Origin of the sequence: Dyadobacter arcticus (genome assembly GCF_011762185.1) — a bacterium.
Classification (GTDB): Bacteria; Bacteroidota; Bacteroidia; order Cytophagales; family Spirosomataceae; genus Dyadobacter; species Dyadobacter arcticus.
The window spans coordinates 85,848-112,443 of the sequence record NZ_JAASQJ010000005.1 but is presented as its reverse complement, the minus strand read 5'-3'; the positions used below and the strand labels follow the sequence as shown (position 1 = coordinate 112,443).

Sequence of the window (26,596 nt, the reverse complement as noted above, 5' to 3'; positions counted from 1 at the left end):
TAACCCCTCCAATTGGCGGCGGTATTTTTCCAACGATTAGTATTTTACGCATCATTGGCGGTTCTTTCCAAGACTTTGCTTTTTGCATAAAAATAATGGCAGAGCAAAAGCATAGGGGCGATGCAATTAATTGTTACGCTTTTGCCGGGAATGATGACAAAGACGGTTCCGACTGTGTGATTAAAAAGCAAGTAGAAGGTCAGGCTGATGGGCAGAAGTGCATATTTAACATTGATGCAGCTAATTTTTATGAGAGAAAATCCAAGACTTAAAAAAATGGAATACATATATACTATTCCGATAATGCCTTGTTCAGCTAATAATGTAAAAAATATGGAATGCGCTTCACGATACCCCGGGCCTAAGGTTTCAAAACTTCCAATTCCATGACCAAATAAAGGGCTTTGAAGAAACAGACCATATGCGATGGCATGAATTTCCGCACGACCGCTTGCTGTTTGTAATTTTTCAATTGCTGCGCTGATATTTTGAAAATCGCCAAACCGCAACCGCCAGAAATAAGCCAGATCCTGACGATCGGTAAAGTTTGCTAGCTCGGGAATGAAAACCAATGCGACTACTACGGCAAAAATCAGCCACCAGATTTGCTTTTGGCCCCTTATCAAAAGCAATGTGACAATGAGGTAGGGGATGATGATAAATACTGCACCTCTCGAAAATGAAAAAACCACTACGCCTAAAAAAATGAAAAGCATGAATAGGGTTGCGGGGAATGAAGCAATGCGTTGCCGACAATAAAGTAGTGTAAATGGCCAAAGTAAAATAAAATAAGCCATTGTGACATTGGTATCTGTAATATTCCTCGTTGCCAATAAGTTATCCGAGCCTTTATAATCCGCGGCCGCTATTACCAATCCAAAAGTTCCGAGACCCAGCATTGTAAATAGCAAACTTAGATAGCCTTCGATTTTAGCACAAAAGTCAGCATCATGCATTGCATGCGTGAAATACAGGAAATACATGGGCAACGTGATCAGGTACAGCAAAAAGCCTCCGATTACGATTTTGTGCAGATTGGGGGAGATCAGGAAATAGCAGAAGTTTCCGATGATCCAGGATACAAGAAACAAATTTTCACTTTGGGATAGCTTCGGATTTTTCCTGATAAAAAAGTAGAGAAAATAGAATACAAGCAACAAGAATGGAAGTAAGCGCCAGATCGAGTTTGCACCTGCCGTGAATGTGTACTTTTGAAACAAATGTAAGAATTGGGTAATGATTGGAATGCTGATGACGTGGAAAAGCTTATGCGCAGAAGATGAAAAAAGGGTTATACTGCAATAAGTATAAAAGGAAAGGACGACTAGCGATTGAAAAGGGCTTTCTCCAATGCGAAGCAACTCATCGAAGAATACGCTCAAAACAGATGTCAGCGATACAGATAGCAGCCATTTTTGTATTATTTCCCTGATCAATCCAGCCATTCTCCTATATATTTCATGGAGAATTCAACAGCGTCGGGTTTGGTTGTGTAAAGAATTGATTTGATGGCTTTTCGTAAATCCGGTTTAATGTAATTTTCATGCAGAATTTTATCAAGTGAATCAAACAAGTCGTTTTTACAAAATGCCACATCATCGACTGCTAGCTGATTTACAGGAACTTGATGGGAATAATCATAAAGTCGCCTTACCGAATGGCTCCAAGGCAAAATTTGATCGCCATCATAGGCAATGCTAATGACAGGTTTGTCGCAAGCAGCAGCATCCAGCCGAATCGTTGATGCGACTTGCACGCACACGTTACAGTTTTTTAGCATACGCGACAGAGAATCAAGATAATCCAATGGCGGCAGCCACTCCATGAACATTCTCGAAGCATCAGTTACGGGATTTTCCACATGCCAAATCCTGACTTTGCCTTCATGCAAATAAGGTTTATACAGTTCAAAGTTGTCGGCGGGATGGCATCTTACAATGAGAATGATATTTTCCCGGAGTTGCAGGTATTCTTGTAAGTGGTTGAAAATCAATTTTTGGTTGACAAAATGCTTAGCCGCGCTGGTTGCGAAAAAGATCACTTTGTCAGAAGGAGAGATGGCAAATTGGTTTCTGAATAATTGCTCTACCTCCATCTGATGCCCATCCCGAAAATGTAAATCGAATCTGGGAATGCCCGTTATGCAGATTTTCTCTTTTAATTTAAAAACTGAGTAAAATCGAATGAATTCATTGGCCATCAGTTGATTCCAAACTAGCAAGTAATCGTGTCGGGCATTGATGATGCCTTTGGAAGTAAGATTATCCCAGCTGATAATCATCCCCAACGCCTTTATGTTTTGTCTTTTTAAAAAATTCACAATGCTATTTTCTCTGATATCCAATGGGGACGAAGAAACTACGCCGTCAAAGTGATAGCTGCGCAACGATTTCGGGCTGGACAACCGAGATGAAAAAAGTATAATGAATTTCCTCAAAGGAATAAGCCCCAGCAGCGTTGCACTTCTGGTAAAAGCAAAAAATTTCAGAAAGCGTATCAATGCCCGAACTAAGACTGGTTGTTTTGAAATTTTGATTTCTTGGGTCTTAATGTCGTATGCAATGCAGAATAGCAGTTTTTCAACTTTTCGTAAGCATTTAATGATGCGAGTCTCATCCTGAACTCGAATATTCAACAACTTCACATTGATTTTGAAATACTCGTTTATCTGTAAAATTTCGTGCTGTCCAATCAATGTGGAAATAAGAGAGACCGCATATTTGTCAGCTAACTTTTTGAGCAGGCCGCTGTGTATCACATTAATTGCCGCAAAACTATTGGTGATCAAAATCAGAATTGATTTTTTAGAATGGTTTTCCATTTTTCCATGGCTATATGTGCGTTCTTCCAATCTTCGGGGGTATCGATATTTATATCAGGTTCATTGTCAGCAATAAAGCCTGCGATCGTCCCGCCTATTAATTTTCCCTGCATAATAAGAGAGGTCCTGGTAATGTAAATTTTCCCGTCCCTGTGAAAAGTGTCTGGCAAGTTTTGACGTCTGGAAATAAGCTTTTCGCCAGGGCCTACCATCTTAAGGGTCTTATCCTGGCATTCAAATGACCAATAGGGGTTAAATCGGTCTGGAATTTTTTGGACTGAAATGAGGCAATCGGCGTGCGAATGTATAATGTGCTTAATCGCATTGTCGATCAGATCGCAGCTTCGGAATGGTGAAGTAGGTTGAAGCAATACGACAAAATCAAAAGAGATTCCATGAGCCAGATAATGTAGCAGCGCATGTTTCACGACATCAATTGTTGGTGACGCATCTGTCGCTAGCTGCCTGGGACGGGTAAATGGGATCTCAATTCCGGTAAATTGTCTTGCAAAATTGAGCGTATCCAAATTGTCGCTGGAAACAATGATTTTGGTGAGCATTTTTGCCTGTAAAGCCGACTCAATGGTGTAAGCAATAAGCGGTTTGTCTCCAATCAATTTCATGTTTTTGTTCGATACACTTTTGGATCCCCCACGGGCTGGAATGATGGCAAGTATTCTTGGATTAATGTTCATTAGTAGGTTATTTTCTTTTCAAATGTGAGAGGTATCTCTGCAAGAATCTGTGCGATTTTGACACCTGCATGCCCATCTCCATACAGGAAATTGGGCGTGTAGCGACTTTGCGTTAGTTGATATTTAATGGCTGTGACAATGGAACCAGTCTCAGGTTCGGCATCCACCACATTTTTTCCCCTTTCCCTACCGGATTGCCTGCTTCCGATATTTACAGTAGGGACTCCGAGGCACGCGCCTTCGCGGATACCGGTACTCGAATTGCCGACCAGACAAGCACATTGATGAATGAGATGCAGGAAAGTCGCGTAAGGGATATTTTTGAAAAAGTGGACAGGTAAGTCTGGATTCCGTTCATGAAAGGTTCTGATACCTTTGGCTATTTCACAAGTTCCAGGATCGGAGTTGGGCCAAAACCATAAAGTTGGCATTCCTAACAATCGAACAGCTTCCAAAGTGCTGTCGATCTGAATTTTGGCGCATTCTGATTCGGACGTCACGGAATGCTGAAGTACCATTAAATAAGGATTGGAAAGATCGGGCTGCAAGCCGATGCCTCCGTACAAATAACAAGGATCAGAAACCGGTGCGGCAGTATTTAATGTTTCCAAAGCCAGATCAATGGAGGGGCAACCTGTTAAATGTACAGTTTCAGGTCGTTCACCCAGGCGGATTACTCGAGACCGGGCGTCTTTGGTTGCGACAAAGTGAATGTCTGCAAGTTTGGTGATGGCGTGCCTTACTTTTTCATCAATGTTACCTGTTACTTCTCCTCCCTGAATGTGGGCGAGCGGTATATTCATGTAACTGGCGGCAATGGCCGTCGACATGGTTTCAAACCGGTCGGCAATGGTTACAACGACATCGGGCCTAAGGTGATCAAAAATGGTAGCAAGCTCAATAATCCCCAATCCGGTTGTTTTTGCAGCAGACGTCCGGTACTCTGCTTCCAGGCAATTCGTGACGATCGCGGTGATTTCAAACCCGTCGCTCTCAATGTTCGATGCGACGTGGCCAAACTTATTTAGTAACGCACTTGCCATTACCACTAATTGAAGTTGCAGATTAGAATGCTCCTTTATCGCCGAAAGCAATGTTTTTGATCTGCTATAACTGGCTCTTGCAGAGACGACTACACAAATTTTTCGCATTAGGAAAAATGATTTTCAGTCAAAAAGTCCCACTGGTCGACATCTTTTGCCAATGCTTTTCCTAAGAGGTTCTTGTAACTTTTTACACAAACTCCATAACCTGCCGGCTTCTTGGATTCAAGATCTTCAACGGCTAATAAGTGCCCCATTTTAAGCGGTTTGTTTACCGCCAGAGACTTTCCGAAAATTGATTTCAAAGACCTGAAATCTGAAGGATCTGCTTTATTAATTGGATTGACTAAACCTATTTCAATCTGCCTGACTCCCTTTACAAGCTTATGTACCTGGTCAATAGTCAGGGAGGAGGAACTGTCAGGGCCAAACATTCTTTTATCGAAAGTGACATGAAATTCTAGCAGCCGAGCACCGAGACTTGCTGCCGCCAGACAAGCATAGATATCCCCGGAATGATCAGAAAAGCCTATTGGGATTTGATAGCGTTTGCTAAACTCGGCAATCATGTTCAATCCCCATTGGCGTGGCCTGGTTGGGTAGGCGGTTGTGCATTGCATTAACGCGAAGGAACAATGCTTGCTTTTCAGAAAATCCACTGCATAATCCAGATCAGGAAGTGAGCTCATACCTGAGGATAGGATGATGTTTTTGCCCAAATCTGATATTTTGTCCAAAATCAAAAAATCGTCAAGTTCCCCCGAACCAATTTTAATGGTAGCGACACCTATTTCATTAAGCGTTTCGACGGCCCGAACTGAAAATGGGCTTACTATGAAATCCAGTTTCCTCACTTCACAATGTTCTTTTAGCTCAACCCAATGCGTTTTTGAAAATTCCATTCTTTTCCAGTACGCCAATCTCGTGTCATCTTCATAGGAGAACGGGATCCGGAATGATTCATAAATGCTGCTTTCTGCTTCCGCAATGTGCATTTGGAACTTGATTGCATTTATTCCAGTATTGGCCAGCGCGTCGATATACGAGTGCGCGAGCCCCACACTTCCTTCATGCGCCTGCCCAATTTCTGCAATGATGTATATGTTCTTCATGAGGTTTTTGAATTAAGTTTTAGTTTTCTAATCTGCTTCATTAATGCATTTGGAGGTTTCTCAATATATCCGTAACTATATCTGTAATCAGGGAGCTGTCGGGTACCGTTTAGGATCAGATGCAATTTTGGCAACCGATTTTCTTTGAATATTTCGGCAACGTCTTCCAGTTGATCCTTGAATGTAAATTGCTGACGAATCACATAAAACGAAATATCTGCGTAGGAGCTAAGAAGCTGTGAATCAGTCACCAGACCAATTGGAGGAGTGTCGAAAATGATGTAGTCATACATTTTCTTGAATGCATGGATCATTTCCGCAACCTTGGCAAAGCACAAAATTTCTGCTGGATTTGGGGGCTCCTGACCTGAGGTAAGTATGTGAAAGGAGTAATCGCTCCCGGATACTTGAAGAAAATCTTCAATGTTCTGATTAGAGATAAGGTAGTCGGTGAACCCGGACTTTTTCAGGTTCAATGTCCCTGCCAATGTGGGTTTTCGAAGATCAAATTCAATGAGCAGAACTTTCTTGCCGGATAATGCAAGTGAAGCCGATAAATTGAGCGCAATGAATGACTTGCCTTCGCCGCCCATCCCCGATGTGATCAAAATTGTCTGACACTTTTGAGCGACAGCGATAAATAGAATATTGGTCCTAAAAATCCGGAACTGCTCGGCGACAATGCTACGTTTGTTGGAATGAAAGATTTCAGCGATAAAGTCATTTTGATGACTGATTTCTGCCAAAATGGGGACGTTGCAACTGTTGACAATTTCTGCCTTACTGCTTATTTTATTGTTAAAAAGAGCTCTGAGATGCTGTATAGCGATTGGTAATGCTAATCCGATCAGACCGGACATCATCAATACCAGTTGCTTGTTAGGCCTAACCGGAATTTTGTCTGCTTTTGGCAAATCAATTACCCTTGCATTGGCAATGGTTGAAGACCTTGAAATAGCAGTTTCAACGCGTTTTTTCAATAAATAGACATATAATTCCTGCTTCACTTGCTGTTGCCGCCAATAGTTAACTAGCATCCGTTCCTTGCCCGGGATTTGATTGATTTGACGGTGAAAACGTTCAGTAAATCGGTTCAATGCAATTATGCTAACTTTCAGCTCATTTTTTTGGGCAATAATTCCAGCTCGTAAGTCTGCTTTGAGGGTTACGATTTGTGAATCGAGTGGACGCATGGAAGGATGCGACTCGGAGACGGTCGCCAGTATTTTTTTACGCAACAATTGAATTTCATTGTATTTTTTCGCGAGATCGGTAAAGCTGTTTTCTTGCTGAAACAAAGAAGAAGGGACAGCATGCTCCGGATTTTCCGTAAGGTACTTTTCCAGAGACTCTATTATTTCCAATCTGATTGATTGTTGATTTGCTTCCTTCGCATATTGATCTGAATTATGAAGTAACAGACGCCCATTTTCCGCAATGTCTGTCAGGTGATTTCGACTGCGATACTGTTCTATATTTTTCTCTATTGCGCTCAATTCAGCTGTGACTTCATTGAGATTTTCGGTAATGTAAGCCAGTGTGCTGTCAGCAATTCTATTTTTGTCGTTTACGCTGGCCTGAGAGTAATTGATTATCAGCTGTTTCAGGATTGCCTCTCCTTTTACGGGGAGGATATCGGTAATGTTAATGTTGACAATGCTAGCCATTCTGTTGCTAGCAGATACCGATAACGCATTCGCAAAATTTTTCAGGATTTCATCTTTATCTCTGACTACAATGGAATATTTGTCGTCATGAGATGGTTCGAAACGCGTGCGGGTAAGTATTGCCAAGCCTTGCGGGAGAAGTAATGAATCTTTGAAGGTGCCCGTAAAGCTCTGATTTTGAGTTGATAGTGTGTAGGAGTTGATGCCAGATAATTCTATTTGATACGTAGCCGGAGTTAAAGAATACTCGGGTTGAAGCAAACGCAACCGAAAAGGAGACTTATCATAAATCTCGGTTGTTTTTAGGTGGCCGGTTGCGAAATATTGAACATGCAGTTGAAGGTCATCTATAACTTCTTCCAAAAGTGCACGGCTTTTCAGAATTTCAACCTCATTATCAACGCTACTCTTAATAGGTGATAGCCCGAGACCTTCGAGTAATGCTGCGTCTCCAAAGTCAGTCCCGCGTGAGTCGTCACGAATGAGCAGGGATGCACTGATCAGGTACTGAGGCGTTGTGTACCTGAGAATTAGATGAGCGATAAACAGAAGGGAGAGAAACGAAAAAATAAACCATAATCTGTTCTGCCAGGCTTCCTGCAAAATAGCAACGACTGGCAGACTTTCACGTCTGCCTTTGTGAGTTGCAACAATTTCTAAGTTTGATCCGCTCATTACATACTAGGAATGGTTAGTATGATTTAGACGGACAGTTGTAAATTAATTAACGCGTTTAGTGTAATTTTTTTTTAACCAAAAAATCCCTGCTTAGTCTTGCTGACATAAACAGGGATTGGAAGAAGATAACGCATTTTTTTTAGCCGAAATGCACTCGCACTTTTTTCAGCGCCGAGGCTACAACCTGATGCATATCGTAGTAACGATACTCTGCAAGCCGTCCGCCAAAAATCACATTTTCTTCCAAAGCAGCCAATGCCTTGTATTGATTAAAAACTCCAGTGTTCTTATCGTCATTTACCGGATAGTAAGGCTCAGCACCTTTCACCCATTCTTCGGGAAATTCGTGGGTGATAACTGTTTTCGGCTGTGTCCCAAACTCAAAATGTTTATGTTCAATGATCCTCGTAAACGGAGTTTCACCATCCGTGTAATTGACTACTGCATTGCCCTGATAGTTTTCCTGATCCAAAAGCTGATTCTCGAAGCGAAGGCCGCGGTACTCTAATTGTCCAAAACGAAAATCAAAGTATTCGTCGATTGGGCCGGTGTAAATTGTAGTTTCAGCCAGCGATGTTAATGCTTCACGCTCTTTAAAAAAATCAACACCCAGCCTTGTTTCAACATCTTTTAAAAGACCTTCGGTCAGCTTATTGTAACCGCCGATTGGAATCCCCTGATAACGGTCGTTAAAATAGTTGTTATCAAAAGTAAACCGTACTGGCAGCCGTTTAATAATAAATGCTGGCAGCTCAGTAGCTTTTCTGCCCCACTGTTTTTCGGTATAAGCCTTTATCAATTTCTGATAAATGTCGGTACCTACCAGAGAAATGGCCTGTTCTTCCAGATTTTTTGGATCTGTAATTCCGGCTTCCTCAACCTGTTCCCGGATTTTGGCCTTGGCCTCTTCCGGCGTTTTTACCTTCCACAACTGGTAGAATGTATTCATGTTAAAAGGAAGATTGTAGAGTTCTCCGTTAAAATTGGCAACGGGAGAGTTGGTATACCGGTTGAACTCGACAAAAGAATTCACATAATCCCAAACGTCTTTATCATTGGTGTGGAAAATGTGCGCCCCGTATTTGTGAACATTAATACCCTCAACGTTTTCACAATAGATATTCCCGCCCGTGTGCGCTCTACGGTCAATGACCAAGCATTTTTTTCCTCTTTTTGTCGCTTCGTGTGCAAAAACAGAACCCCAGAGCCCTGCACCTACAATTAGGTAATCGTATTCTTTCATTAAGCTGTTTTTCGATTATAATGTGGATTGTCAGTAAACGTAATAGTCAAACTATGACTGCTTTATAAAAGGAAAGGCTCCTTGCGGGGAGCCTTTCCTTTTATCTCATTCTCTTAATCACTATGGAAGAAGTTTCAATTCTACGCGACGGTTTTTCTGAAGACCTTCACGTCTTGCACTATCAGCGATTGGTTTGAATGATCCGAAGTAATCAACAATTACTTTGCTCGGGTCTGTCAAGCCTGCTTCGTTGATCAGGTAGTTTTTAACGGCATCAACCCGGCGACGTGAAAGTGCGATATTGTAACGGTCAGAAGCACGACGGTCAGTATGTCCGGCCAATTGCAGACGACAACCATTCAGATTCATCAACTTCGCCACATTTTTCAGCATTTCCTGCGCTTCTGGTTTGATGGTGTTTTTATCTGTATCGAAATTAACGTTTGCAAAAATTTCGCTGCAGGCTGCACCATTTTTGAGTGCATTTTTAACATATGCATCAAAATCAAGAACGCGACCACCACCATCTACAACGCTTCCTGCAGGCGAATTAGGCTCTTTATCAAAGAAGTCAGAAACTCCATCACCATCTGTATCAAGCAACAATCTTGGATCGATGTCTTTTGGACGATTGGCTTTTGCCACAGAGTCCATTTCTTCAAGCGTAAGAATTTTCGGTGGTTTGATTAACACCTTTGGATCAGTATATCGCAGGTGATAATACCCCCCTTCATCAGGTTTGTAATCCCATTTGCCATCTACCTTCGCAACTTTCAAAGGGTTTTTACCTAGCTTGTATGTTACCTGAACAGATCCGTAACCGTAGCTATCTAATTCAGAATTTCCTTTATGTGAAGTTTTCTGGTCACCAATGTTAAATGAGTTTGGCGTTCTATCATAATCACCGCCGTAAGTAGCATCCAGATAATCAGAATTTGTATGATTTAAACGGAAGTCAAGGCCAATATCAATCCTTTTGGTCACCTCATAGTTCACGTTCAGCCCAGTAGGAACAATCCAGTCGTTCATGCTGCCAGTATCGCGAAGTCTTACACCACCGGTCAAATCATATGCTTCGGCACTGTAAAAAACCTGTCCTATACCAACATATGCATCAACCTTCCAACGCTTCATTTTATTGGGCCCCATTAAAAGCCCTTTCAAGTTGACCGTTCCGGCTACTGAAACATCAAAATAATTACCCTCAAAATAACGGTTATACATCCGACGTTTCATACCCCTAAGGTTACCAATAGAAAGATCAAGACGAGATCCAAACCAGTATGAAAGCTGCTTATTTAAAGTCAAACCGCCTTGAATTGTTCCGGATTCTTTATGGCTGTCGGAATTGGTTTTCGTTACAGGCCAAAAATCATATTCTCTTAAATCTCCAAAAAACATTGATGGGCCAATGTGTGCAGAAACTGACCATGTGTTCAGTTTGTATGGGCCATCATACGTTGCTTTTGGATTGTAATCCGGAGAATTCGGTTGCTCTAGTGGTTGTGCCAATGAAGGCAGCGCCATCATTGCCGCCAAGGCAAACGAACAAATCAACTGGGATACTTTTTTCATACTATTCAAGTTAGCGTTATTGAGATTAACTAGGATTGATCGGTAGTCAATTATGAGTAAAGTTATATATTTATTTCATGGCCAATTGCATATTAACCAAATGCCTAGTGCGACAAAAATAGGTTAACAATATCATTTAATCAACCGAACTTGAGACAAATGGAAAAGTTTCCTGATAATAAATTTAAAATTTACCCGAATGAAACGCCCTTTTTTGAACTTTCAAAGCCGCTGAATTAATTTTTTTTCCATTTCTTTCTTCCAGAATGGGAAGCTACCGTTGATAATTTTCTCCCTCGCCGTGTTTACCAGCCATAAATAAAAAGTTAGATTGTGAACGCTGGCGATTTGCGATCCCAACATTTCTCCCGACTTCACCAGATGCCTCAAATATGCCTTACTGTAAAAAGTACTAACATATCCGCCAAGCCCTGCATCAATCGGTGAGAAGTCATCCTTCCATTTCTCATTACGGATGTTCACTGTCCCTTCGGTAGTAAAAATCATGCCATTACGTGCATTGCGGGTAGGCATTACACAGTCGAACATATCAACACCAAGTGCAATACATTCCAGAATGTTCATGGGAGTTCCTACGCCCATCAAGTATCTGGGCTTTTCTTTTGGCAAGATATCACAAACCACCTCTGTTAGCTCATACATCATGTCTGCTGGTTCTCCCACCGACAGGCCCCCTATTGCATTCCCTTCTCTTTCACATGCAGCTATGAATTCAGCAGATTGTATTCTGAGGTCTCTATAAACACTTCCCTGAACAATTGGGAAAAGTGTCTGGCTGTGACTATATAAAGGGTTGGTATGATCAAACCTTGCGCAGCAGCGCAGAAGCCACCGATGCGTCATGTCCATTGATTGGCGAGCGTAAGTATAGTCGCAAGGATAAGGAGTACATTCATCGAAAGCCATGATAATATCGGCCCCAATTGTCCGCTGAATATCCACAACATTTTCCGGCGTGAATGTGTGTACGCCACCGTCAATGTGTGACTTAAATACCACACCCTCTTCATTGATCTTCCGGCCCGTTCCGGCGAGGGAATAAACCTGATATCCTCCACTATCCGTGAGCATTGGCCTGTCCCAGCCATTGAATGCATGTAATCCCCCAGCCTTACTGATGATGTCAAGTCCTGGCCGCAAATAGAGGTGGTAAGTATTTCCTAATATAATTTGTGCTTTGATATCCTCCTTCAATTCCCGCTGATGCACTGCTTTGACCGTTCCCGCAGTGCCTACCGGCATGAAGATGGGCGTCTGTATTACCCCGTGATCCGTTTCAATAAATCCCGCTCTTGCCTTCGACCCTGGATCCTCAGCTTGTAGTGTAAACTTCATTAAATGCTTAAATTACTGATCCGCAAAAATAGGTTGCAGGTCTCTAACATTGCTGACAATGACTGTATATTTGTATTGAATTTGATAAAATTTTACTTCTCTCTTCTATTGTGGCCGATTATTTACTCTATGCGCTGGGAGCGTTTGTGTGTGTTCAGTTATTCTATTATATCTTCTTTTTTACAAGACTGGCATTTTACGGGAAAGGCGCAAATTACGGCAATGCAATGCCTGGCGTGACAGTACTGGTCTGTGCCTGGAATGAACTAGAGAACCTTACTGAACTGCTGCCCTTGCTGGATGCACAGGAATATCCGGATTTTGAAGTAATCCTTCTGGATGATCGGTCCGATGATGGAAGTGAAGAATTTATTAGGGCGAATATCCAGCAATGGAAGCACATTCGCTATATCCGTATCAGCGATCAGTTTGACCATGTAACTCCTAAAAAATACGCATTGACAGTAGGAATGAAGCAAGCCAAATATCCGATTGCCCTAATGACTGATGCGGATTGCCGGCCTTCCTCAAACCATTGGATTACTGCAATGACTTCCAGAGTTACTGAGGACAAAGAAATCGTTTTAGGGTTTTCACCTTATGCGAGAGAGGCGGGGTTGCTGAATTGGTTTATTCGCTGCGAAACATTTTATACAGCTGTCCAATACTTATCATTTGCCCTCGCCGGACTGACTTATATGGGTGTTGGACGTAATATTCTGTATAAAAAGTCCGTGTTTTTTGCCAATAAAGGATTTTATACACATAAACATGTATATGGCGGAGACGACGATATATTCCTGAATGAAGTTTCCACAAGTGCCAATACCACCATTTCAATCGAGGAAGATTCATTTGTTTATTCCAAACCAAAAACCACCTGGAAAGACTGGTTTCGTCAAAAACACAGGCACATTTCTGTTAGCAGATATTACAAGCCTCGCAATAAGTTTTTATTAGGTATGCTGTCGGGAACTCACGTTGGAATTTGGGCCGTTGGCCTGGGGGCATTGGCATTTGGGCTTATCAATCGTAATGTTTCATTTCTTCAATACCTGGGAATTGTGATTGGGGTGAGGTGGATCATTCAATGGTTCCTCTTAATTATAATTAACATTAAGCTGGATAAAACCGTGGAATGGTTTAGCTTTTTATTGATGGATTTCGCCTTGTTTATCTATTACTTAGTCTTCGGAATCCGTACCCTGACCAGACGAAGACCACGCAGAACATGGAATTAATTCATAAATATTTCCCCGACCTGACCGAAGACCAGCGCACTAAGTTTGGCCAGATGGAGGATTTGTATCAGTATTGGAATGCGCGTGTCAATGTAATTTCACGCCAGGACATTGATACATTATATGAAAGGCATGTGCTGCATTCGATGGGGATCGCAAAAGTTCAGCCATTCAAATCCGGAACAAGTATGCTTGACGTGGGAACAGGCGGAGGTTTTCCCGGAATACCGCTTGCTATCCTTTTTCCAGAGTCGCAGTTTCACCTGGTAGATAGTGTAGGTAAAAAAATAAGGGTTGTAAAGGAGATAGCCAATGCATTAAAGCTCAATAATGTAAAGGCTGAGCAAATCCGGGCTGAAAAGCTGGAAGGTTCTTATGAATTTGTGATTAGCAGGGCAGTAACGCGCATTAATCCATTTGTAGGATGGGTTAAAAAGAACATCAGCAAAAATTCATTTCATGAACTCAGGAATGGGATTTTATATCTAAAAGGCGGGGACCTTACCGAGGAACTGTCAGAATTGACAGGAAAATCGCGTATTTACGAGCTATCCAACTATTTTGAAGAAGAATTCTTTGAGACCAAAAAGGTGGTATATGTACCTTTATAAACATTTAAAATAACCAAGACTTATGAGCGAACGATATAGCGCCAGTGGATTAATGAATCCATTTTTTCCTGATGAAATCACATTCGGGGAAAAAGGTGTAACATTTAAAATCAGCAAGCTTTTTAGAAGCACCGACAATTTTGTATTCTACTCGGACATTTCAGGTGTGGAAGTAGAAAGTGGAATGTTTTTTTCAACAATTCGGGTAATCCCGAGAATGCGTCCTGAAATTATTATCAACAATTTCACCAAAGGTGACGCTAAGAAAGTCAAGGAGTTAATCTTAGAGCGGGTGCAGTCATGACATTTTTTGAGGCTAAATGTTGCGCTGTATAAATTGAATCCTTAGATTTGCACCAGAATTCGAGTAAATAACCGGATTAAGATTCCTGAATAGCTCAGCCGGTTAGAGCATCTGACTGTTAATCAGAGGGTCGTTGGTTCGAGCCCAACTTCGGGAGCCTGAAAATGAAGCACTTAGTGAGAAATCGCTAAGTGTTTTTTTTATTACAGCTTTTACAAATCAGTTTGCCCCAGTATTCTTAAAATACGGATAAAAACTTCCTTTACATTCAATGCGACCAATTGAAGAAAATTCGATTTGTCGCCATTGATCTGAGCGTCTTCTAATGCCTGATAATATTTCATACGATTGTCTGAATCACCTTTCAGAATTGCAATTGGATAACCATGCTGAAGTAAAATAAGATTCATTAAGAGTCTGCTCGTACGACCGTTGCCATCGATAAATGGATGAATAGTAACAAGCCTTTCATGTACCTCCGCTGCCAATATTACCGGATGCAGCATGTCCTTATTGATCAAATACCAATTGAAAAAACCTTCCATTTGTTCATCCAATAAGTAAGGCTGGGGAGGAATGTACCTGGCACCACTGATCAAAACCTGTACATTACGGTACTTACCAGCATTACTATTGTCGATGCTTTGTAAAATCAATTTATGAATGTTCAAAAGCTCGGGTTTTGCGAACGGTACTTTATCCCTTACCAATTCCTTGATATAGTCCAAAGCATATGCATGGTTTATAGCCTCCAAGTGTTCTTGAAGGCTCTTTCCTCCAATGGTCAATCCCTTCTCGATGACGGCAGCCGTTTCCAGTAGCGTAAGCGTGTTACCTTCGATCCTGTTACTCTCATAAGTATATTCAAGTTCAAAAGACGCGGCTATCTTGTCACCCTGAAGGTAACGAAGCGAATTGAGCCGGTCTCTCAACCCATCGATTTCTGCGAGCATTTGTTCCATTAAAGCAAATGTATCATTTTTGGCATAAGTCCACTACAATGTCAACCATCAGCATAACTCATTTTGATAAGATGAAAATTTTTATCCTTCCACTTTTATTGCTTGCATGCACAAGTTTCGGCCAGATCGTCAAATTCAGCAATCCTGCCACTGTTGCTAAGCCCAATGGCTATTCCCACGCTGCTATCATCGATCTGGGCAATTCAAAAATGGTCATAATCTCCGGCCAGATCGCGTTGGACAAACAAGGTAATCTGGTTGGGAAAGACGATATGGGAAAGCAGGCGGAGCAAGTTTTTGCTAACATTAAAAGCATTGTCGAGGATGCCGGAGGGACGATGAATGATTTGGTGAAGTTGAATTATTTTCTTTTGGATGTAGCGCAGATCCAGGCCGTGCGGAATGTCAGGGACAAATATGTGAATGTGCAAAATCCACCCGCGAGTACGCTTGTGCAGGTTAGTAAGTTGTTTAGGGACGGGTTTTTGTTAGAGATTGAGGCGACGGCGGTGATTTCGAAGAAATGATTGCGGTGTAATCTGCTATATTGCATGGAGTAAGGGATTACCTGACTACGCAGAAAAATTTGAATAAATATCTTTGTAGGAAACTCGAATTTTTGTTTGTACCTTTGAAATGAAGAAATTTAACTCTGTTCCCGAAGCATTTGAATGGTGGATTAAAAACATCTATCCTTCGCTTTCGCCAGATATAAAAAAAGGTAAGCCTGTTGTTGCATGGCGGGATTACACTTATAATCAGGGAATATCGGAAAAGCGGATGAGGGAAATTCTTATCGAGTTTGGTAATTTCAAAATAGAAACAACTATAATATATGAGCCTTGAATGGCTTTTTATTTGGGGAAATTTAATCGAGTTTCCTACAAATTTAAGAAATAAAAAGCCCGGATGGTGAGTAACGCAACCTCAGACATCCGGGACAGTCCAACAATTAAACAATCAAACCGTCACAAAACTATGGACACGCATAAAAATGCAATCAGAAATCAAGCCACCGGTGCAAATGAGAAAATTAACGGCAATGAAGGCCGATTGCTGCAGCAGTTCGATGCATTCTAATGCAGAGATAATGATCGCAAATTGCCCTACTTTTCAGGCGTAATTTCCAGATTTGCGAAAGAAGGGTCAGACATTGGCCCAGCCCAAAATCCTATTTTTCCGGATGTGAATTTGCCCAGAGTTTCTACTTCCAGACTTGGTTTAGGGGAATTATTGACATAAACTTTAATCGATTTCCCAATCACCGTGATTTTCGCATGAAACCAGCCATCGGGATTGGGGACTGGATTTACGCGATTTTCATACTTGCCGGGAGAATCGGCTCTCAGCTTTTCCCACGGGTAATTGGGCATGGAAACATATTGCACCGAGCGCGGCCGGCGAACGGTATCCGGATTCATGAAGTTGAATGGACGGAAATAAACAACATCGTTCGTCTTAAAATCCTGGACGTAGAAGGTAATCCCGACAAAACTTTGCTGTAAGACATTTTTGCCTTTTGCATCAAATTCAATCGTTCCCTCGGAGAATGTGTAATCTTTTAGCAACATAAAACCTTCCTCTTCGGCAACATCGAACCGCACCGCTTTTTTGTCGCCGTCCGTAAAAGTTTCGACTTTGCGATTGTTGATTTCCCATAAATCGGGCTTGTGCAAATCCGGGCGAAGCGTTTGTGACAGGCCCGATAGCGATGCTAGAAGAACTAACAATGATGCGAGTAAGATTTTCATAGCGGGTTGTTTGATTTTGGATAATTCACTCAGGCAAATCACGAGCGCTCCTATACCCTGCACCGTTATTTTCTCTTGCAATTTAGCATGCAATTTGTAATATTTATTCTAAGAGTTCGCCCAATTAGATTTTAGAAATTGCAGTTCGATGAAAACTCGTTTTTTGTGCGCGATTTTATTGCTCTTGACCGTCCAGACCACTTTTGGGCAGGTAGAGATAATCCGCAAATTGAAACAGACGCTTCCTCAAATCAAGGATAGTGTTCAATATGTTGATGCATTGAATAAAATTTCACTTCTTTTTTATGAACAAAATATAGACAGTACCTTTTATTATGCGCTCCAATCGCGTGATATAGCCGTACGTCTGGAGTATGCAAAGGGAACAGCCGATGCAAATAATAATTTGGGCATTGCACACGACATCAAAGGCAATCTCCAACTTGCGCTGCGCTATTACAATATAGCGTATAACCAGTACACGGCGATTGGGGACTCTTCGAACATTGTACAGACGCTGATGAATGTTGCGATGGTTTACAACATTAGCGGAAAGGATGAAAAGGCGCTCAGCAATTTCAGGCAGGCACTTTCAATAGGGAATAAAATTGTGCACGACTCCATTACCTCGTTCGCGATTTATAATTACATGCTTCTGTATCCGGAGAATTTCAAGGGAGAAGTAAGAGACAAAAACATCAGGCGGGCCCGGGCTATAGCATTGAAATACAACGATGTACGAATGCAGCAAGCCATTGACCAGTTGCAGGCCAATGACCACATTGCCAATAATCAGCGGGAAAAGGGAATCAAACTATTAAAAGAAACCCTGGCAAGAAGCTTGCAAATGAAGCTTTTCTTTTTCAGCATGGATATAATGATTCAGCTTGGTGATTTGTATCTTGAAATGGAGCCGGTTACTGCAATTGAATATTACGAACAGGCCTTAGGAATAACCAAGCAAAAAGGCTATCGCGTTTATGCCAGGGTTATTAGTGAAAAATTATTCGACTATTATGACGCCCGAAAAGATACTGCAAAGGCATACGTTTATAGCCAGCAGTTGGTAAAACTTTATGAAGAACAAGCCGAATTGGATAAAAATTCGGGTATTGACTATATTGAGTATGCGGTTAAGGATCAGGAACTTAGATCCGAACAAGACAAATCGCTGTATAAATCGTGGCTTTTGCGGCTGTTTATTGCGGTTTGTTCTCTTACTCTGCTTAGTATCTTATTCTTATGGAGGAACGGGCGGCTAACTAAAAAGACGAATGCTGTGCTGAAAATGCAATTTCGTCAGCTCGAATCGACGACAGATGCATTGGAATTAAGCAATCAGAATTATGCTAAAGTAATCAAAATCGTGGCACACGACCTGCGAAATCCAATCGGTGCTATTAATGGGATCAGCACATTAATGTTGGAAGATGATCTTTCAGCCGAAGAGCGCAAAGAGTTTGTTCAACTCATTTACGAGTCCAGCAACAGCTGCATTAAATTGATTGGCGATTTGCTTGCGACAGACTTTAATTTCAAAGAGTCAGAACTTAGGAAGGAGAAAATTAGGATCGGCGAATTTTTGCAACAGATTATTACTTTACTGATATTCAGGGCAAATGAAAAGAATCAGCGGTTGATTTTAAAAGATAATGTGGAAATCGAAATCCTGGCGGACCGCGACCGGCTTTTGCGGGTTGTCAATAATCTGGTGGTTAATGCAATTAAATTCAGCCCAACCGGAGAGAGCATTGAAGTATCGACACGACAAACCGTCGAAGGAATCATTATTTCAGTGAAAGACAATGGTTTAGGAATTCCCACCGAAGTTGCAGATAACATATTTGATCCTTTTACGGCCTCGAAAAGAACTGGTACGGCTGGTGAGCAGCCTTTTGGATTGGGATTGTATATTTCAAAACAGATTGTGGAAGCGCACCATGGTAAGATCTGGTTTGAAAGTGAGCCTGGAAAAGGAACAACATTTTTTGTGCTAATACCCCCAAACACGACACCAAATACCACCCAAAATCAATTCCCGTTGGCTTCAGCCAACGGTTAACCAAAACAAAAAGAAAGTCAACAATAACTTCATCCCTAACTATGCCAAATCTCAACCGCCGCAAATTCATCCAACTTTCGGCAAGCGCAACCGGCGCAGCGGCTGCATTGAATATGCTGCCGCCTTTGATCCAGAGAGCGCTTGCAGTGAATGCATATAATCCTTCCAAATCCATTAATGATGTGCAGCACGTGGTGATCCTGATGCAGGAAAACCGCTCGTTCGACCATTATTTTGGCACCATGAAAGGTGTTCGCGGTTTCGGCGACCGGTTTCCTGTGCCGCTGGAAAGTGGCGAAAGAGCATTTCATCAATCGGATGGAAAGAAGGTTATACCGCCTTATCGTGCAGATAAAAAAACAATGAACGCAGCGTTGATCCATGGAACGCCCCATGATTTTCCGGATACGCAAGCCGCCTGGAACCAGGGGAAATATGGATTCTGGCCGCAGTTCAAGACGCCGTTTTCAATGGCTTACTACACCCGTGAAGAAATCCCTTTCCAATATGCATTGGCTGAATCTTTTACAATTTCCGATGCATACCATTGCTCAATAGCGACTGGCACCGATCCGAACCGCATTGTCTTCTGGTCAGGTTCCAATTTCAATCCTGAAAAACGGGCAGCGGGGATTAATTGTACCGATGCCGATTCTGAACCTACAAACCTGCGGTGCTGGGTAATGCAGGACGAGAGCTTACCGGCGCCACATTACAAATACCGCGGTAATGCATTCAAATGGGATACCATTCCGGATGTTCTGCAAAAAGCCGGGATCAGCTGGCGGATTTATCAGGATCCCAAGGATAACTGGGACGGTGCAATGCACGGCTGTCTGGCTTTTGAAAGTTTCCGCAATGCCAAACCCGGGTCTCCGATCCATGAAAATGGCATGAAACATTGGTCGCTGGACGATCTTACAAAACACGTTAAAGAAAATAAATTGCCGCAGGTAAGCTGGATTCTGCCTTCGCAAAGCCAATCCGAGCATCCAAGCGGACCGTCAAGCCCCAACCGTGGAGGCGACTTTACACATCAGGTATTAACGGCAATTACCTCCAATCCTGAGGTTTGGAGCAAAACGGTTTTCTTCCTGACTTTCGATGAAAACGACGGGTTATTCGACCATTTACCTGCTCCGGCGGTGCCTTCCTACAATGCCGATGGAAGTTTGGCAGGGAAGTCGACGGTAGAGCTTTTGGGAATGTATTTTAACAATAAAAATGGCACGGCCGAATTCCCGAATCCCTTCCATGCCGATGATATGGCCAAAGGCGGGCCAGTAAGAAAGCGCGTTTATCAGGATAAAAGAGATACCATTTCCGGTACGCTACGTCCGTGGGGAATGGGGCCGAGAGTGCCCATGTACATTATTTCGCCTTGGAGCAAAGGCGGCTGGGTAGATTCGCAGGTGGCAGACCATACTTCGGTTGGGCAGTTTCTTGAAAAGCGTTTTAACATTCATCTTCCTGCTATCACGCCCTGGCATCGCACGGTGAGCAGTGACCTTAGCTCGGCATTTGATTTTGTAAATCCCAATGACCCGCGTTTCCCGGAATTGCCAGCAACAGCGAATTACGAAGATCTGGAAACGGCTTCCAAGCAATTACCACAAGCTGTGGCTCCCGCGACGGTTATGCCACTTTTTCAGGAAAAGGGAACAAAGTTTTCCAGGGCGTTACCATATGAGTTGAATACGCAGGCCAAAGTGGACAGGGATGTGAAGAAGATAAATTTGCTATTCACCAATACAGGAAAGGCCGGCGCAGTTTTTCATGTTTACGACCTGAAACATTTAGAAAGGATTCCGAAGCGCTATACCGTCGAACCCAACAAATCTCTGACCGACGACTGGCTCTTCTCGGCCGACGGTGGCGAGTATAACCTGGAAGTTTATGGTCCCAATGGTTATTTCAGACATTTTTCAGGAAATACCAATGTGCCCGAGGCTGAAATTCTTGTGAAATACGATTCCAGAAAGGGCGGGGTTGCGATTATAGTTCAATCTGGAAATAAAGCGGCCTTGGATATAAGCATTGTCTCGAATGCTTATGATTATAAGGGCCCATGGGATGCGAAAGTGACAGGCAATGCAAGTTTTCAGCAAACCTGGTTGCTGGCGGCTAGTGGAAACTGGTACGATTTCTCTGTCAAATTGAAAAATGAAGGTAGCTATTTACGCCGTTTTGCCGGCCGGGTAGAAACAGGTAAGCCAGGTATTACAGATCCCGCGATGGCATTGGATATTCAATCGTAAAGGGATTAGGAAAAATTGCGTGCACGTACACAATTCACTTGCACCTACCGGGATTTTTGTTTAAATCACATTCTCAAATGGATTGAGAATTCGGTCTATCCTAAACTCATGGAATAATGTTCTCTCGATTGAATAATTGGCCAAATATTCGCCGTGTTATAATACCGACATACCTGCTAATTCTTCTGATTACTTCCTGCTCCTCCGCCCAGGATATCGACCTGCTCTTGAAAGGCGGACACGTAATTGATCCTAAAAACAGCATTGATAGCGAAATGGACGTCGCCATTGCAGCTGGAAAAATTGTGAAAGTTGCAAAAGACATTCCCGCAAATACAGCCAAGAAAGTGGTTGACGTCAAAGGTTTTTACGTCGCTCCCGGATTTATCGACATGCATGCCCATGTTTTTAATGGTACTACCCCGGATGCATACATTGCCAATGCTTCCACAAGTTTGCCGCCGGACGGATTTACATTCAGGACCGGCGTTACTACGGTAGTGGATGCCGGTTCTTCGGGCTGGCGGAATTTCAGGACATTCAAAGCGCAAACGATCGATAAAGCGCAAACCAGGGTTTTGGCACTGCTTAATATTGTTGGTACCGGGATGGCGAGCCGCTACGAAGAGCAGGATTTGTCGGATATGAACCCGGTAATGGTGGCGAATATGATTAAAAGGCTTTTTCCAAACATCATTGTCGGCATTAAGGCCGCGCATTATTGGGGGGATTACTCGCAGGTTCAGAAGGCGGTGGAAGCTGGAAAGCTGGCGGATGTGCCGGTAATGGTTGATTTTGGAGAACACCAGCCACCGTTATCTATTGAAAAGCTTTTCAAAGAATATCTCCGTCCGGGTGATATTTTCACGCATACCTACGCGCACGGACCGCAAAACCGCGAGACGGTTGTTGATGAAAATGGGAAAGTAAAACCATTCATTTTCGAGGTTCAGAAAAAAGGATTGATCTTCGACGTGGGTCACGGCGGCGGCGCTTTTGCATGGCGGCAGGCGATACCATCCTTGCAGCAAGGTTTTAAAGCAAATGTGATCAGTACCGATTTACATACTGAAAGCATGAATGGCGGTATGAAAGGTCTGGATAATATTATTTCGAAATTTCTGAATATGGGTATGTCGCTGCCAGAAGCGATTTTGCGCGTTACCTGGAATCCCGCGCAAGTTATCAAACGTCCTGATCTGGGAACTTTGTCGGTTGGTTCCGAGGCTGATGTGACCGTTTTTAATATCAGAAAAGGCGATTTTGGTTTTCTGGATACTAGAAGATTGAAAATGAAAGGCGACAAAAAACTGGAAGCGGAACTGACTTTACGGTCAGGTAAGATTGTCTGGGATTTGAATGGGACGGCGTCGGCGGGGTGGGAGACGGAGAAATGAGTGAATTTTGAATGAGTGAATTTTGAATGAGTGAATGAATGAATGATGAATGAGTGAATGATGGCTTTTGATATGATTATTTTTTTACGGAAAAGCATCTTTGCGCTGGCAATTGTCCTGGTGAGCATGAGCGGTGTTTTTGGGCAGCGATATGAGATACTTATTCGTGGTGGTCATGTGATTGATCCAGGTAATCAAGTGGATAAAGTGCTGGACATTCTGATTGACAAAGGGAAAATCATCAAGATTGCCAGTTCAATTCCGGATTCTGCTTCCAAAATCATTGATGCCAAAGACTTGTACATTACCCCGGGTTTTATTGATACGCATACCCATGTTTTTGTCGGTCCGGAAGCTGGATTATTTGCAAATGGCGTTAATAGCGTTTCTCCCGATGATTTCACATTCAGGGCAGGCGTAACTACTGTTGTTGATGCGGGTACCTCCGGCTGGCGTAATTTTCCTCTTTTTCAGAAGCAGGTTATCGATCAATCCAAAACGAGGATATTGGCTTTTTTGAACATATCAGGTGAAGGGATGACGGGCGCGGCAAGGGAGCAAAACCTGGAAGATATGAATGCGGATTCTACGGCTGCATTGATTTTGAAATATCCTGAAAACATTGTCGGCGTGAAGATCGGACACTATAATGGCAAAGACTGGAAGCCATTTGATCGGGCTATTATAGCAGCTTCAAAATCCAAAAAACCATTGTTTGTAGAATGTCACTTGCCGGAATATCCATTGGAATACCAATTGGCCAAAATGCGGCCGGGAGATATGATCACCCATTCTTTTGAAAATATCAAAGAGCGGATGCCGATTATTGGAGACGACGGGAAAGTGAGGCTGTTTGTATTGGAAGCAAAGAAACGAGGTATTCTATTTGACTTAGGACATGGAGGCGCGGGTTTCTGGTTTGATCAGGCAATGCCTGCTGTGAGACAAGGTTTTTATCCTAATTCTTTCGGGACTGATCTCCACCGTTTCAGCATGAATTCAGGGATGAAAGATATGGCAAATGTAATGTCCAAGTTTATGGCATTGGGATTATCATTGGAACAGGTTGTTCAAATCGCGACCTGGAACCCGGCGAAGGCGATTGGGCATGAGGAGTTGGGAAATCTGAAAGTCGGCGGAGCGGCTGACCTTGCGATATTCCGGGTGAGGGAAGGGGAGTTTGGATTTACGGATTCGGGCGGTAACAGTATTACAGGTACTAAAAAATTGGAAGTTGAAATGACAATCCGTGACGGCAAAATAGTATGGGATTTGAATGGTTTGGGAGCGAAAAAGCAGAAATATTAATTACCATGAACTTTTATCAAAAAACAAAAGGAATATTAAAAAAGGTATCCATTTTCGGGCTGCTAACCATCCTGATCATTGCGGCGAGGAAACCGGAAGATAGGCTTCCCGCAGGCGACGCCGATAATGGCGGATTGGCAATACCCGATGGATTTGAAACACTGGTTGTCGCGGACAGTACTGGACAGGCACGGCATATTGTAGTAAATGAAAATGGCGACATTTACATCAAGCTGCGCTATTTCGGAAAAGGGCAAGGGGGAGGAACGGTTGCACTGCGCGATACAACAGGCGACGGAAAGGCAGATATCATTAAAAACTTCGGGACTTACAAGGATCAGAGCAGCCTTGCAAACGGGATTACGATTCACAATGGTTATCTCTATTATAGTTCTTCACTGGTTGTTTATCGCAGCAAACTGATCCCCGGCCAGCTGTTACCGGGCGAAAAATATGAAACTGTCTTAACCGACGATCACGAACATGGGACGCATTGGCACATTACTAAACCAATGGCATTTGACAATAAAGGAAATCTGTATGTTCCTTTTGGGGCACCTTCCGATGCTTGCCAGGATATGGTGAATTCACCAGGCGGTAAGCCCGGAAACGTCGGCTTAACGCCATGTCCGGATCTCGAAAAACATGGCGGCATCTGGAAATTTAGCGCGGATAAACTAAATCAGACGCAAGCGGACGGAAGTCTTTTTGCTACGGGTTTGAGAAGCATTGTAGGAATGCGCTGGAATAGTGCAGATCAAAATCTTTATGCGGTTGTGCACGGTCGGGACAATCTGCGCAGGCTGTTTCCAGAATATTTTTCATCCTGGCAAAGCGCCGTTTTACCTGCTGAAGAATTCGTGAAAGTAACCCAAGGTACTAATCTCGGCTGGCCTTATTACTTTTTTGATCAAATGAAGGGTAAGAAAATGCTTAACCCGGAGTATGGAGGCGATGGTAAAAAGGAAGCGGAGGGAGCTAAATACCAAAACCCGATCATTGGTTTTCCTGGACATTGGGCGCCGAATGACATTATGTTTTACACTGGAAATCAATTTCCGGAACGCTATAAAAATGGTGCATTCATCGCATTCCATGGATCCACAAACCGCGCCCCTTATCCGCAGGCCGGTTTTTTCGTATGTTTTGTTCCCTGGGTAAATGGTAAGTTTTCCGAGAAATGGGAAGTTTTTGCAGATGGTTTTGCGGGTATGGACCCGATTATTAATGTGAGCGACGCCAAAGCCCGTCCGATGGGATTGGCGCAGGGCCCGGATGGGTCGCTTTACATTACGGATTCAAAGAAAGGGAAGATCTGGCGGGTGATGTTTAAGGGAAACAAAAAATCATTTGGAACTGCGCAGCTTGCAGCAATGGAGAAACATAAGCTGAATGGGAATATCCGCACACCGCACGAAATTGATGATAACCTGGATAAAGAAACCAAAGTGGCCGGGCAAAAAATTTACAATACTTACTGCACACCTTGCCACCAGGGAAATGGGCTGGGTGATGGCAGTCGTTTTCCTCCTTTGGTCAATTCTGAGTGGGTTACTGAGGATAAAAGGAAACTGATCCAGGTTGTGGCGAATGGTTTGGAAGGTGAAATCAAGGTTTTAGGAAAACCTTACAATGACTTAATGCCAAAGCATGATTTTATCAATTCTGAGGAAATGGCGCAGTTGCTGACTTTTGTGCGGCAGCAATTCGGGAACATGCCTGACCGGGTTTCGGTGGAAGAAGTTAATCGGGTTTTGAAGCGGTAACATTGCAATGCAATAGGGGCAGAGGCCCCGCCGATATCTCAACCGCGGGTTTCAACCCGTAGCACCTGGTCAACGGATTGAAATCCGTTGTTAGGATATCGACCGAGCCTCTGGCTCTTGACGCTAAACCGTCCGTTTTGTGATCTTGATCTCTTCACCTAAAAATGCATTGGTCAGCCTCGAATGATCAATAAGGATAATCATGAAAAACGGTAATCCGCAACTGACCCAAGTCATTTGCGACAGACTCAATATCAGCACCGGTTTTTCGCAGGAATGTCAGCTTATCCATTATTTGGCTTTTGAAACGAGATCAATCCAGAGCGGCAGATTGTAGTAGGTTGTAACCCTGCTGATCCGACCTTCTTTTATTTCCAAAAAAGCCCCGGCAGGTAGGACATAAGATTGTCCGTAGGCTTCGGGCATGCCTTTCTCTGCTTTTTTATAAATCCCGTTAACGATGAATTCCGCGGCTACCCGCTTTCCGGTAGGCTCGCTGAGTAACACCATAACGGTTAATATTTCCTCGTAGGACTCGTCCATGCTTTGTAAAAACTCGGTAAATTTTTCAGCGCCAATGCGCACCTCTCCCTGATTTGCTTCATGGCGTACGTCGGGGTCGAGCAGGATGAGCATGCCGTTCCAATTTTTTTGATTAAAACACTGATAATATAATTTTACGGTTTCCAATGCTGTCATTATCATCAATTATTTAGTTAGCAAATATTAAAAGCAGGCGCCCAAAA

Annotated in this window: 22 protein-coding genes and 1 tRNA gene; 11 read left to right on the top strand and 12 right to left on the bottom strand. The window is 42.9% G+C overall.

All coding sequences use genetic code 11. The features are described 5' to 3' along the window. Positions 1–44: 44 nt before the first annotated feature. The 9 genes from FHS68_RS22020 to tgt all read right to left on the bottom strand — a co-directional run bounded on the left by FHS68_RS22020 (position 45) and on the right by tgt (position 12,190). Positions 45–1,445 (bottom strand): O-antigen ligase family protein, encoded by a 1,401-nt coding sequence (locus tag FHS68_RS22020; RefSeq protein WP_167275010.1) that lies wholly within the window; start codon positions 1,443–1,445, stop codon positions 45–47. After that, on the bottom strand, positions 1,433–2,821 hold the full coding sequence (locus FHS68_RS22015) for a CDP-glycerol glycerophosphotransferase family protein (RefSeq protein ID WP_167275007.1): 1,389 nt from the start codon (positions 2,819–2,821) through the stop codon (positions 1,433–1,435). Before FHS68_RS22015 ends, FHS68_RS22020 begins: the two co-directional genes overlap by 13 nt. Beyond that, positions 2,791–3,516 (bottom strand): acylneuraminate cytidylyltransferase family protein, encoded by a 726-nt coding sequence (locus FHS68_RS22010; protein ID WP_167275004.1) that lies wholly within the window; start codon positions 3,514–3,516, stop codon positions 2,791–2,793. The genes FHS68_RS22015 and FHS68_RS22010 overlap by 31 nt, the downstream gene beginning before the upstream one ends. Next, positions 3,516–4,667 (bottom strand): UDP-N-acetylglucosamine 2-epimerase, encoded by a 1,152-nt coding sequence (gene neuC, locus FHS68_RS22005; protein WP_167275002.1) that lies wholly within the window; start codon positions 4,665–4,667, stop codon positions 3,516–3,518. Before neuC ends, FHS68_RS22010 begins: the two co-directional genes overlap by 1 nt. Next, a complete protein-coding gene (locus FHS68_RS22000) occupies positions 4,667–5,671 on the bottom strand; it encodes an N-acetylneuraminate synthase family protein (RefSeq protein ID WP_167274999.1) in 1,005 nt (334 codons plus the stop codon). Before FHS68_RS22000 ends, neuC begins: the two co-directional genes overlap by 1 nt. Next, a complete protein-coding gene (locus FHS68_RS21995) occupies positions 5,668–8,013 on the bottom strand; it encodes a GumC family protein (RefSeq protein ID WP_167274997.1) in 2,346 nt (781 codons plus the stop codon). The genes FHS68_RS22000 and FHS68_RS21995 overlap by 4 nt, the downstream gene beginning before the upstream one ends. A gap of 142 nt (positions 8,014–8,155) precedes the next feature. Next, positions 8,156–9,259 carry a UDP-galactopyranose mutase gene (gene glf / locus FHS68_RS21990; protein ID WP_167274994.1) on the bottom strand — a complete coding sequence of 368 codons (1,104 nt, stop codon included), beginning with the start codon at positions 9,257–9,259 and terminating at the stop codon, positions 8,156–8,158. Between the two features lie 120 nt (positions 9,260–9,379). Next, a complete protein-coding gene (locus tag FHS68_RS21985) occupies positions 9,380–10,834 on the bottom strand; it encodes an OmpA family protein (protein ID WP_167274992.1) in 1,455 nt (484 codons plus the stop codon). 222 nt (positions 10,835–11,056) lie between these two features. After that, complete coding sequence (tgt, locus tag FHS68_RS21980) at positions 11,057–12,190, bottom strand: tRNA guanosine(34) transglycosylase Tgt (protein ID WP_167274989.1); 1,134 nt, start codon at positions 12,188–12,190, stop codon at positions 11,057–11,059. Positions 12,191–12,300: 110 nt separating this feature from the next. On the opposite strand from tgt, the gene FHS68_RS21975 reads away from it, so the two are divergent. The 4 genes from FHS68_RS21975 (at position 12,301) to FHS68_RS21960 (ending at position 14,503) form a co-directional block, all read left to right on the top strand. Next, the gene (locus FHS68_RS21975; protein WP_167274986.1) at positions 12,301–13,431 is read left to right on the top strand and encodes a glycosyltransferase; all 1,131 of its coding nucleotides are present in this window, start codon (positions 12,301–12,303) and stop codon (positions 13,429–13,431) included. Beyond that, entirely contained in the window at positions 13,422–14,042 is a 621-nt protein-coding gene (gene rsmG / locus FHS68_RS21970) for a 16S rRNA (guanine(527)-N(7))-methyltransferase RsmG (RefSeq protein WP_167274984.1), read from the top strand. The genes FHS68_RS21975 and rsmG overlap by 10 nt, the downstream gene beginning before the upstream one ends. Positions 14,043–14,064: 22 nt before the next feature. Then, positions 14,065–14,346 (top strand): hypothetical protein, encoded by a 282-nt coding sequence (locus tag FHS68_RS21965; RefSeq protein ID WP_167274981.1) that lies wholly within the window; start codon positions 14,065–14,067, stop codon positions 14,344–14,346. An 83-nt stretch (positions 14,347–14,429) separates the two neighbouring features. Then, positions 14,430–14,503, top strand: a tRNA-Asn gene (locus FHS68_RS21960). Between the two features lie 55 nt (positions 14,504–14,558). Here the strand turns inward: FHS68_RS21960 and FHS68_RS21955 are convergent. After that, positions 14,559–15,308 (bottom strand): Fic family protein, encoded by a 750-nt coding sequence (locus FHS68_RS21955; protein WP_167274978.1) that lies wholly within the window; start codon positions 15,306–15,308, stop codon positions 14,559–14,561. 71 nt (positions 15,309–15,379) lie between these two features. Here FHS68_RS21955 and FHS68_RS21950 point away from each other — a divergent pair, with 71 nt between their 5' ends. Together FHS68_RS21950 and FHS68_RS21945 are read left to right on the top strand one after the other, a co-directional pair. Next, on the top strand, positions 15,380–15,835 hold the full coding sequence (locus FHS68_RS21950) for a RidA family protein (RefSeq protein WP_167274976.1): 456 nt from the start codon (positions 15,380–15,382) through the stop codon (positions 15,833–15,835). Between the two features lie 109 nt (positions 15,836–15,944). Then, entirely contained in the window at positions 15,945–16,154 is a 210-nt protein-coding gene (locus tag FHS68_RS21945; RefSeq protein WP_167274974.1) for a hypothetical protein, read from the top strand. A 260-nt stretch (positions 16,155–16,414) separates the two neighbouring features. On the opposite strand, the gene FHS68_RS21940 is transcribed toward FHS68_RS21945, so the two are convergent. Beyond that, on the bottom strand, positions 16,415–17,059 hold the full coding sequence (locus tag FHS68_RS21940) for a LamG domain-containing protein (protein WP_167274972.1): 645 nt from the start codon (positions 17,057–17,059) through the stop codon (positions 16,415–16,417). 148 nt (positions 17,060–17,207) lie between these two features. On the opposite strand from FHS68_RS21940, the gene FHS68_RS21935 reads away from it, so the two are divergent. From FHS68_RS21935 to FHS68_RS21915, 5 genes are all read left to right on the top strand, one after another. Then, entirely contained in the window at positions 17,208–19,121 is a 1,914-nt protein-coding gene (locus FHS68_RS21935; RefSeq protein WP_167274969.1) for an ATP-binding protein, read from the top strand. 41 nt (positions 19,122–19,162) lie between these two features. Beyond that, entirely contained in the window at positions 19,163–21,379 is a 2,217-nt protein-coding gene (locus FHS68_RS21930) for a phosphocholine-specific phospholipase C (protein ID WP_167274966.1), read from the top strand. Between the two features lie 116 nt (positions 21,380–21,495). Then, the gene (locus FHS68_RS21925) at positions 21,496–22,776 is read left to right on the top strand and encodes an amidohydrolase/deacetylase family metallohydrolase (protein WP_167274963.1); all 1,281 of its coding nucleotides are present in this window, start codon (positions 21,496–21,498) and stop codon (positions 22,774–22,776) included. Positions 22,777–22,848: 72 nt separating this feature from the next. Then, positions 22,849–24,084 (top strand): amidohydrolase/deacetylase family metallohydrolase, encoded by a 1,236-nt coding sequence (locus FHS68_RS21920; RefSeq protein WP_167274960.1) that lies wholly within the window; start codon positions 22,849–22,851, stop codon positions 24,082–24,084. Positions 24,085–24,089: 5 nt separating this feature from the next. Further along, positions 24,090–25,850, top strand: a complete 1,761-nt coding sequence (locus FHS68_RS21915; RefSeq protein ID WP_167274957.1) for a PQQ-dependent sugar dehydrogenase — start codon at positions 24,090–24,092, stop codon at positions 25,848–25,850. 291 nt (positions 25,851–26,141) lie between these two features. On the opposite strand, the gene FHS68_RS21910 is transcribed toward FHS68_RS21915, so the two are convergent. Continuing rightward, positions 26,142–26,549 carry a nuclear transport factor 2 family protein gene (locus FHS68_RS21910; RefSeq protein WP_167274954.1) on the bottom strand — a complete coding sequence of 136 codons (408 nt, stop codon included), beginning with the start codon at positions 26,547–26,549 and terminating at the stop codon, positions 26,142–26,144. Positions 26,550–26,596: the final 47 nt, after the last annotated feature.

Bases quoted from the DNA above. Each gene is read 5' to 3' on its own strand.
- FHS68_RS22015 (WP_167275007.1), bottom strand. From the start codon at position 2,821: ATGGAAAACCATTCTAAAAAATCAATTCTGATTTTGATCACCAATAGT.
- FHS68_RS21965 (WP_167274981.1), top strand. From the start codon at position 14,065: ATGAGCGAACGATATAGCGCCAGTGGATTAATGAATCCATTTTTTCCT.
- tgt (WP_167274989.1), bottom strand. From the start codon at position 12,190: ATGAAGTTTACACTACAAGCTGAGGATCCAGGGTCGAAGGCAAGAGCG.
- FHS68_RS21930 (WP_167274966.1), top strand. From the start codon at position 19,163: ATGCCAAATCTCAACCGCCGCAAATTCATCCAACTTTCGGCAAGCGCA.
- FHS68_RS22010 (WP_167275004.1), bottom strand. From the start codon at position 3,516: ATGAACATTAATCCAAGAATACTTGCCATCATTCCAGCCCGTGGGGGA.
- FHS68_RS21940 (WP_167274972.1), bottom strand. From the start codon at position 17,059: ATGAAAATCTTACTCGCATCATTGTTAGTTCTTCTAGCATCGCTATCG.
- FHS68_RS21935 (WP_167274969.1), top strand. From the start codon at position 17,208: ATGAAAACTCGTTTTTTGTGCGCGATTTTATTGCTCTTGACCGTCCAG.
- FHS68_RS21925 (WP_167274963.1), top strand. From the start codon at position 21,496: ATGTTCTCTCGATTGAATAATTGGCCAAATATTCGCCGTGTTATAATA.
- FHS68_RS21955 (WP_167274978.1), bottom strand. From the start codon at position 15,308: ATGGAACAAATGCTCGCAGAAATCGATGGGTTGAGAGACCGGCTCAAT.
- FHS68_RS21915 (WP_167274957.1), top strand. From the start codon at position 24,090: ATGAACTTTTATCAAAAAACAAAAGGAATATTAAAAAAGGTATCCATT.
- FHS68_RS21950 (WP_167274976.1), top strand. From the start codon at position 15,380: ATGAAAATTTTTATCCTTCCACTTTTATTGCTTGCATGCACAAGTTTC.
- FHS68_RS22020 (WP_167275010.1), bottom strand. From the start codon at position 1,445: ATGGCTGGATTGATCAGGGAAATAATACAAAAATGGCTGCTATCTGTA.
- FHS68_RS21995 (WP_167274997.1), bottom strand. From the start codon at position 8,013: ATGAGCGGATCAAACTTAGAAATTGTTGCAACTCACAAAGGCAGACGT.
- FHS68_RS21920 (WP_167274960.1), top strand. From the start codon at position 22,849: ATGATTATTTTTTTACGGAAAAGCATCTTTGCGCTGGCAATTGTCCTG.
- FHS68_RS22000 (WP_167274999.1), bottom strand. From the start codon at position 5,671: ATGAAGAACATATACATCATTGCAGAAATTGGGCAGGCGCATGAAGGA.
- rsmG (WP_167274984.1), top strand. From the start codon at position 13,422: ATGGAATTAATTCATAAATATTTCCCCGACCTGACCGAAGACCAGCGC.
- FHS68_RS21985 (WP_167274992.1), bottom strand. From the start codon at position 10,834: ATGAAAAAAGTATCCCAGTTGATTTGTTCGTTTGCCTTGGCGGCAATG.
- FHS68_RS21945 (WP_167274974.1), top strand. From the start codon at position 15,945: ATGAAGAAATTTAACTCTGTTCCCGAAGCATTTGAATGGTGGATTAAA.
- glf (WP_167274994.1), bottom strand. From the start codon at position 9,259: ATGAAAGAATACGATTACCTAATTGTAGGTGCAGGGCTCTGGGGTTCT.
- FHS68_RS21910 (WP_167274954.1), bottom strand. From the start codon at position 26,549: ATGACAGCATTGGAAACCGTAAAATTATATTATCAGTGTTTTAATCAA.
- neuC (WP_167275002.1), bottom strand. From the start codon at position 4,667: ATGCGAAAAATTTGTGTAGTCGTCTCTGCAAGAGCCAGTTATAGCAGA.